Here is a 6,770-nt window from a genome sequence, read left to right as displayed (position 1 = left end):
TATTTCTATCGCTATTCTTTCGTTTACCTCACATTACTTTTTTTAGTAAGCCGTGTTCGGTGACTTTCAGTTAGCGGGTGCAAAAGTAAGCATCTTTTTTAAACTAACAAGTAATTTTTAAAATATTTTTGAATTTATTTTCTTATCACTTGATTTTCAAAAATTAAGGGGAGCTAAGATAATTGCTTTTATTAGTTTCCACAAATTTTTGATAAAAAATCTTGTTTCTTTTTATCAACAAAACTTAAGAACGATGCTTTTGCTTACTTTAACTGTTACAATAACTTTTTCAGTAAACAGCCTGTGTGGCTTGATTGCGGGTGCAAAAGTACTACAGTTTTCGGCTTTCGCAAATATTTTCGACTCCTTTTTTGAAAGTTTTTTGCAAGTCGTTGGTTTAATGATTTTTGCAGTGAAAGATTTTTTACAGAAAGTTGACCAAAAGAGAAGACCATTCCCATTTTAGCCCCGATTGCAGAGGAAATCCAAAAAGATTGTAACGGAAAGCGGGAACAAGGTTTACCAACACACACAGCCGATTCGCTCCCTTTTTATTTTTTTAGGGCTTTTTGCTCCCAAAATTCGGTAAGCTCATCTATATCTATAGGGGTTGCCGGTTTTTGGCGCGCCAATCTGCCTCGGTTGAAAGCGCGGTCAAGTATAGACTCTATGAGAAAATCTTCATTTACCTCATAGGGTTGGTATTTTGCTTTGAGGTTAATATCGAAAAGTTTCGCCGTATTGTTGGACCAGAAAGCTTTCCAGCCGCTTTTGTAGTCTTTAATTAATTCGAAAGTGGTAAATCCGGTTTGGCGGTGGATTAATTTGACTAGGATTTGGCCTTGTTTGCGGGATAATTTTTTGAGCTGGTCGGTGAATTCACCTTCCATATAGTTTTCGACCAACTTGAAGTATTTCTTTTTCTCTTTGTTGGTTTTCATTTTATCCATGTTTTTATTGAGTGCTGTTAAGCGGTCGGCGGCCGTCTTGGCGTATGGATAAACTTTATAGACTCTGTTTTGGAGTAAAAGGAATTGTTTTTTTTCTTCAGGACTTAATTTGCTTCGATAGACGACTACCTCTTCCAACAATATAGGATCTTTGACAACAGTATCGTTCTCCTCTTCCATTACTTCTTTCTTAGCAATAGAATCGGTTGAGACTTGCGCTGTAACCTTGACGGTTAAAAGTAAAATGAATGCGAAAAAAAACAACTTTCTCATGGAACAAAAATATTAGGGTAAAAATATAGAATATCCTTTACAACTGTAATGCCAAATTTATATTTTAGCAAAAAAAAGATATGGCAACAAAAAGTATATTAAACAAGGCATCGTTGACCTTTTTAGAAAGTTATTTGAACAACGCATCACCAACCGGTTATGAATCGAGCGGGCAAAAGCTTTGGATGAATTACTTAAAACCCTATGTAGATACCTTTATAACGGATACCTACGGAACGGCTGTTGGGGTAATTAATCCCGATGCTCCCTACAAAGTAGTGATTGAAGGACATTCGGACGAGATTTCGTGGTATGTGAATTACATTACCGACAACGGTTTGATTTATGTAATTAGAAATGGTGGCTCCGATCATCAAATAGCGCCTTCCAAACGCGTTAACATTCATACTAAAAACGGCATTGTAAAAGGTGTATTCGGATGGCCGGCGATTCATACTCGCAATCGTGGTAAAGAAGAATCGGCTACGTTACATAACATTTTTATCGATTGTGGTTGTGCTTCAAAAAAAGAAGTAGAAGCTTTGGGTGTTCATGTAGGCTGTGTAATCACTTACCCCGATGAATTTATGGTATTGAACGGCAACAAATTTGTTTGTCGTGCCATTGATAATCGAATGGGCGGATTTATGATTGCGGAAGTGGCTCGATTGCTTAAAGAAAACAAAAAGAAATTACCGTTTGGACTTTACATTACCAATTCGGTTCAGGAAGAAGTTGGTTTGCGTGGTGCCGAAATGATAACCAAAACCATCAAACCTAATGTTGCCATTGTTACTGATGTTTGCCACGACACTTCTACTCCGATGATCGAAAAGAAAATTGAAGGCGACTTGGAAATGGGCAAAGGTCCGGTAATTGCTTATGCGCCTGCGGTACACAATACTTTGAGAGATTTGATTGTACAAACAGCCGAAGACAAAAAGATTCCGTTTCAAAGACATGCCACATCGAGAGTAACCGGCACCGATACTGATGCTTTTGCGTACAGCAATGGCGGCGTCCCGTCGGCGTTAATTTCATTGCCGTTACGATACATGCACACTACGGTAGAGATGGTCCACCGCGAAGATGTGGAAAATGTGATTAAACTGATTTACGAGAGTTTACTGAAAATTGAAAACAACGATTCCTTTTCGTATTTCAAATAAACCAACATAAAAAAAGCATCCTGATTTAGGATGCTTTTTTCATTTGTAGACTAATTAACCCAAAAAAACTACAATTTAATATCAACCGGTATAGCCGTATTGTTCAAATCAACTTTGATGTAGGCTGCTTTGCGATTGATTTTTTCGAAATCTAACGGAAAAACTTCTTCCGAGATGTTGCTTTCAATGATTTGATTGTCTTCCTGAATTTTGTCTTGAACAGACATTTCAATACACAACGGTTGGTAAACTTCTTCTTGGGCTTCAGTTACCAACATGTCCTCTTTGACTACTTGATCGATTGGTTTGCTGTAAGAAACTTTCAGTACTGATTCCGGATTAAAAAAAGCGGAGTCACCTGAGTTAGCATCTTCCATAGTTTGTAACGAAATAGTACTCGCACCAGTGCTATCGCTTTGTTGGTTTGTTACTACAATAGTAGCTGTCTCTTGTTGCATTTCTTGTTGAACGAGCAATTCATTTGCTTTAACACTACTTACAGTTAGCAAAGCAAGTCCTAAAAATGTGATTGTTGATTTCATAATGATTGATGATTTATTGATTTATTTTTTTGTTATTAATATCCTATGCAAATATATATCTAAAAACCAGTATCTTGTATTGCATAGTACTAAATTTTAACATATTTTTAACTTTTAAAAAATCTTAACTATCTGTTTTTGAAGAAACAAGTGCCGTTTGACGAGACCCCGACACTTGTTTTGTAACTATGCCTGTTTTAAAATAGCAATAGCATCGGTTGCATTAGAGAGCTGTGCATATTGTAATGCGGTGTATCCTCTTTCGTCTTTAGCATTTGTATTTGCGCCTTTTTCCAGTAATAATTTAAGGATTTCTACCTTATTATACCTTGCGGCCAACATCAAAGGTGTCGTCCCGTTGGCTGACTCATTAACATCAGCACCGTATTCTATGAATTTTTTTACGGTTACGATGTCACCTTTAACGATTGCATTGCACAATGGTGTTACTTCGTAAGCAACCATTTCAGAGGAAAAAGAAATTGGCGCCGTTGTGATTTGTTTTGCCAAAGCAATGTTTGTAAAAGCTAAGAAAGCCATGCCTGCATAAATGATTGATTTCTTCATGATGATTTGATTTAAAAGTTATTGATTGCCTATATGACGACCAAAACCTAATTTTCGTTGCATTCAATAGTTAACTATAACAAAAATTTAACAGCAGGCATAAAAAAACCACGGCCAAGCGTGGTTTATTAAATTTGAATACGATGTCTTTTAAGAATTCAAAAATGACAATACATTTTGTTCTATGCGTTGGTCAATATTGGAAATATCAGCTTTAACAAAAGCTTCACCAATAATATTCTCGTACAATTCAATGTATCGCTCAGAAACAGACTCAATGTATGCTTCGGACATATCCGGAATCTGTTGACCTTCTTTTCCTTGGAATCCGTTTTCGATTAACCATCTTCTTACGAACTCTTTGGACAATTGCTTTTGCTCTTCACCTTTATTTTGACGTTCTTGATACCCTTCTGCATAAAAGTACCGTGAAGAATCCGGCGTGTGAATCTCATCAATCAACACAATTTTACCGTCTTTGGTTTTTCCGAATTCATATTTAGTATCCACTAAAATTAACCCTCTGGCTGCGGCGATTTCTGTTCCGCGTTGGTATAAAGCTCGGGTATATTTTTCCAAGACCAGATAATCTTCTTCAGAAACAATTCCTTTCGCCAAAATAGCTTCTCTTGAAATATCTTCGTCGTGCGAACCATTATCAGCTTTGGTGGTCGGTGTTATAATTGGTGTTGGAAACTTATCGTTCTCTTTTAACCCTTCCGGCATAGTTACTCCGCAAAGTAATCTTTTTCCGGCTGCATATTCTCGTGCAGCATGACCAGACAAATAACCTCTGATGACCATTTCAACTTTAAAAGGCTCACATAAAAGACCAACCGCTACGTTTGGATCCGGTGTTGCAATTAACCAATTTGGAACAATATCGGCCGTGAGTTGCATAAACTTGGTAGCGATTTGATTTAAAATCTGGCCTTTATAAGGAATTCCTTTGGGCATGACTACATCGAATGCCGAGAGCCTGTCGGTGGCTATCATAACCAACAATTCATCATTGATATTGTAGACTTCGCGGACTTTCCCGCGATAAACAGATTTTTGACCGGGAAACCGGAAATTGGTAGCAGTAATTGTGTTCATAGTGTTGTGTTGTTGTGTCTGCAAAAGTAATTTGTTTTGAAGTGATAGACAACAGATGACCAAATTTTGTAAAAAAATTATATTATTGCAATGGAAATCAATAATTAAATCAATTGTGATTAAGAAACAAATCCTAATCCTATCCATCATCGCTATTGTCCTTATCGGAATTTTGAATCACAGAATTCCCTTTTTCAAACCTGCTGGCGGCCCTTGGTCTATTGGTTTTGGTTTTACTTCAAATTATCCTGAAAAAATTGATTTCAAGAAAAACAAAGTGTATAGTTTTGAGCAAGTAAAGAAACACATTGACAGTACTCAATTCATTGCAGATCCTTTTTTTATCAAAGAAAAAGATTCCTTTTTTATTTTTTTCGAACACAAGAAAGTCAAGAATTACCACGCTGTCATTGGATTACTAACTTCAAAAGACGGTCATGAATATCAATATCGAGGTACTGTTTTGAAAGCACCTTTTCATCTTTCTTATCCACAAGTTTTTAAATACAGAAACGAATTTTACATGCTGCCGGAAAGTCAGGGAGCCAATCATGTTTTATTGTATAAATCACATAATTTCCCATATGGATGGAAAGTTTGCGATACACTGATTGCAGACACCCGACTAAAAGACCCTACCATCTATCTCTCAGACAGCTTAAATATTTTGGTAGGAAGCGACAAAAATTTCAAAATGCATATGTATCAGTCTAATCAATTAAACGGCAAATGGACATTGCATAAACGACCGATAGTGATGGAAGGCTCTGAGTCGCGTCCGGGCGGAAGAATTTTGGCAGATAAAAGCGGATTGATATTACCGGTTCAGAGTTTCCATAAAGGATATGGCTCGGGACTATCTATTTATCGATTGCAATTCAAAAACAACAGCTACACTGTTAAAAAAGAAAAACACCTCTTGTTGCAATCCCAACAAAATATCAAGGAGTTTAATGCCGGTATGCATCACTTGGACATACAGAAAATTGACCATCGCTATTATAGCGTTTATGATGGTAATCAATTACAACAAGAGGAAAAGGTATTTAATTATAAAGCACCTGTACTGTTGAATTATCTTGATTTCAAAGATTGGTGTCGACAAAATTTTATTGAATAAACAAAGCCCAATCATTTGACAGGGCTTTATTGTTAGTAATCGTTATTCTCAATACTCTTGTAAGCGTCGATAACTTTTTTCACCAATCGGTGTCTCACGATATCTTTATCATCCAAATAAATTATACCGATTCCTTCAATATCTTTTAAAACCAAAATGGCTTCTTTCAATCCGGAAATGGTACGACGCGGTAAATCCACCTGACCCGGATCTCCCGTAATAATAAACTTGGCATTTTTCCCCATACGCGTTAAAAACATTTTCATTTGGGAATGCGTCGTGTTTTGAGCTTCGTCTAGTATTACAAAGGCATTATCTAAAGTTCTGCCTCGCATAAAAGCCAATGGTGCAATTTGAATAATGCCTTTTAAGATGTAATCTTCCAAAGTTTGTGGCGGAATCATATCGCGTAACGCATCGTACAACGGCTGCATGTACGGATCGAGTTTTTCTTTCATATCGCCGGGTAAGAAACCTAAATTTTCACCGGCTTCTACGGCAGGACGTGTTAAAATGATTCGCTTTACTTGTTTTTCTTTTAAAGCTTTGACTGCCAAAGCCACTCCGGTGTATGTCTTTCCGGTTCCCGCGGGACCAACCGCAAACACCATATCATTCTTATTGACAAAATCAACTAATTTTTGCTGATTCGGCGTCATGGCCTTGATGAGCTTTCCACCTAAACCGTGTACCAAAATCTTATCGTGATCAGGCATGCGTTGCTCTTCGCTTGAATTGCTTTGAATGACTCTGTCAATAACATTGGCATCAATATTATTGTAACGTGTAAAGTGCAACATCAATCTGTTAAAACGGTTTTCAAACTCATCCAATTCTTCCTTTTCCCCAAACGCTTTCAAAGTAGTGCCGCGAGCTACAATTTTGAGCTTCGGATAATATTTTTTTATGGTTTCAAGATGAGTGTCTTGCGCACCCCAAAATTCTTTTGGAGCTATGTCGTGTAATTCTATGATACGTTCGTTCAAATGCAGTAGTATTAAATTAAAAAAATCTTTGGAGAATTGTTAGCTTTGTATCCAAATTTAATCAA

Annotated in this window: 8 protein-coding genes; 3 read left to right on the top strand and 5 right to left on the bottom strand. The window is 36.9% G+C overall.

Annotated features, from left to right (window positions below; all coding sequences use genetic code 11):
- The first annotated feature begins 253 nt into the window (after positions 1–253).
- Entirely contained in the window at positions 254–466 is a 213-nt protein-coding gene (locus Q0M21_RS03025; RefSeq protein WP_295334550.1) for a hypothetical protein, read from the top strand.
- Positions 467–551: 85 nt separating this feature from the next.
- On the opposite strand, the gene Q0M21_RS03020 is transcribed toward Q0M21_RS03025, so the two are convergent.
- Positions 552–1,223 (bottom strand): DUF4294 domain-containing protein, encoded by a 672-nt coding sequence (locus Q0M21_RS03020; RefSeq protein WP_295334547.1) that lies wholly within the window; start codon positions 1,221–1,223, stop codon positions 552–554.
- A gap of 80 nt (positions 1,224–1,303) precedes the next feature.
- On the opposite strand from Q0M21_RS03020, the gene Q0M21_RS03015 reads away from it, so the two are divergent.
- Complete coding sequence (locus Q0M21_RS03015) at positions 1,304–2,392, top strand: M42 family metallopeptidase (RefSeq protein WP_295334545.1); 1,089 nt, start codon at positions 1,304–1,306, stop codon at positions 2,390–2,392.
- 68 nt (positions 2,393–2,460) lie between these two features.
- On the opposite strand, the gene Q0M21_RS03010 is transcribed toward Q0M21_RS03015, so the two are convergent.
- The 3 genes from Q0M21_RS03010 to Q0M21_RS03000 all read right to left on the bottom strand — a co-directional run bounded on the left by Q0M21_RS03010 (position 2,461) and on the right by Q0M21_RS03000 (position 4,599).
- Positions 2,461–2,934, bottom strand: coding sequence for a hypothetical protein (locus tag Q0M21_RS03010; RefSeq protein ID WP_295334542.1), 474 nt, complete (start codon positions 2,932–2,934; stop codon positions 2,461–2,463).
- A gap of 186 nt (positions 2,935–3,120) precedes the next feature.
- Positions 3,121–3,501: an ankyrin repeat domain-containing protein gene (locus Q0M21_RS03005; RefSeq protein WP_295334539.1), complete on the bottom strand. Its 381-nt coding sequence runs from the start codon at positions 3,499–3,501 to the stop codon at positions 3,121–3,123.
- A 150-nt stretch (positions 3,502–3,651) separates the two neighbouring features.
- Positions 3,652–4,599, bottom strand: a complete 948-nt coding sequence (locus Q0M21_RS03000) for a phosphoribosylaminoimidazolesuccinocarboxamide synthase (RefSeq protein ID WP_295334536.1) — start codon at positions 4,597–4,599, stop codon at positions 3,652–3,654.
- Between the two features lie 115 nt (positions 4,600–4,714).
- Between Q0M21_RS03000 and Q0M21_RS02995 the strand changes: the two genes are divergently transcribed.
- Complete coding sequence (locus tag Q0M21_RS02995; RefSeq protein WP_295334533.1) at positions 4,715–5,719, top strand: hypothetical protein; 1,005 nt, start codon at positions 4,715–4,717, stop codon at positions 5,717–5,719.
- Positions 5,720–5,751: 32 nt separating this feature from the next.
- Here Q0M21_RS02995 and Q0M21_RS02990 read toward each other — a convergent pair whose 3' ends face one another.
- On the bottom strand, positions 5,752–6,705 hold the full coding sequence (locus Q0M21_RS02990; protein ID WP_295334531.1) for a PhoH family protein: 954 nt from the start codon (positions 6,703–6,705) through the stop codon (positions 5,752–5,754).
- Between the last annotated feature and the right edge of the window lie 65 nt (positions 6,706–6,770).

Source organism: Flavobacterium sp. (genome assembly GCF_024710485.1).
Classification (GTDB): Bacteria; Bacteroidota; Bacteroidia; order Flavobacteriales; family Flavobacteriaceae; genus Flavobacterium.
The sequence above is the reverse complement of the archived record's forward strand: the minus strand, read 5'-3'. Positions and strand labels throughout refer to the sequence as shown.

What these genes read in the sequence shown, in the direction of transcription:
- Q0M21_RS03010 (WP_295334542.1), bottom strand. Translation starts at nt 2,934, where the DNA reads ATGAAATCAACAATCACATTTTTAGGACTTGCTTTGCTAACTGTAAGT.
- Q0M21_RS03000 (WP_295334536.1), bottom strand. Translation starts at nt 4,599, where the DNA reads ATGAACACAATTACTGCTACCAATTTCCGGTTTCCCGGTCAAAAATCT.
- Q0M21_RS03020 (WP_295334547.1), bottom strand. Translation starts at nt 1,223, where the DNA reads ATGAGAAAGTTGTTTTTTTTCGCATTCATTTTACTTTTAACCGTCAAG.
- Q0M21_RS03005 (WP_295334539.1), bottom strand. Translation starts at nt 3,501, where the DNA reads ATGAAGAAATCAATCATTTATGCAGGCATGGCTTTCTTAGCTTTTACA.
- Q0M21_RS03015 (WP_295334545.1), top strand. Translation starts at nt 1,304, where the DNA reads ATGGCAACAAAAAGTATATTAAACAAGGCATCGTTGACCTTTTTAGAA.
- Q0M21_RS03025 (WP_295334550.1), top strand. Translation starts at nt 254, where the DNA reads ATGCTTTTGCTTACTTTAACTGTTACAATAACTTTTTCAGTAAACAGC.